The sequence below is a fragment of the Pararcticibacter amylolyticus genome (genome assembly GCF_003130405.1).
Taxonomy (GTDB): Bacteria; Bacteroidota; Bacteroidia; order Sphingobacteriales; family Sphingobacteriaceae; genus Arcticibacter; species Arcticibacter amylolyticus.
The window spans coordinates 1-595 of sequence record NZ_QEAS01000100.1 but is presented as its reverse complement, the minus strand read 5'-3'; the positions used below and the strand labels follow the sequence as shown (position 1 = coordinate 595).

Below are 595 nucleotides of genomic sequence, written 5' to 3'. Positions count from 1 at the left end.
TGTTATGTTCAAAACTAATGAGCTTTTTAGCTTGAAAAAAGTGATGCTTATCATTTACTTCCGGCAACAACGGACTAGCCGCCAGCTGCATGTATTTATTGCTTAGCGAGCGCTCTCAAGCCTCACCCTGCGGCTGTGCAGGCAGCCTCGCTATTTATTTTTATTCTTCTATTACCTCAATCCCCGCCCGTTCTGCCTTATAGGCAATCTTTTCCTTCAGCCCGCTGTACCCCCAGTTACGCAGCAGGAATTCATCTTCTTTGGCCAGATCCTCCTTTGCCTGCTGGTTCACCAGCAGCAGGGTAGCGGCGCGGTATTTCACGCAAAGATCGATCAGCTTGCGGCTGTACAGGTGCAGCTTCTGCTGGATGTAATCCGTTTCGAGGTCGCGGTAATGTTCCACAGCTTTCATGCTCCTCTTTCGCCCTTTCCCTCCCCTGTTATAGGGCGAAGCCATCTGCGCCCGCCTTCGCGCTGCCTGGATGGCTAAGCGGCGGTGAAGGAACTCCTCTTTGGTGCCGATCTGGAACTGCTCCTTCCCGATCTTCACGGTCACCGGCACCTCCAGCGACAGCGATGCCTCGGCAATGACGCT

Annotated in this window: 1 pseudogene; it reads right to left on the bottom strand. The window is 53.3% G+C overall.

What is annotated here, in order from left to right:
• Window positions 1-160: 160 nt before the first annotated feature.
• Window positions 161-595, bottom strand: a pseudogene (locus tag DDR33_RS26270) (hypothetical protein); the annotation flags it as partial.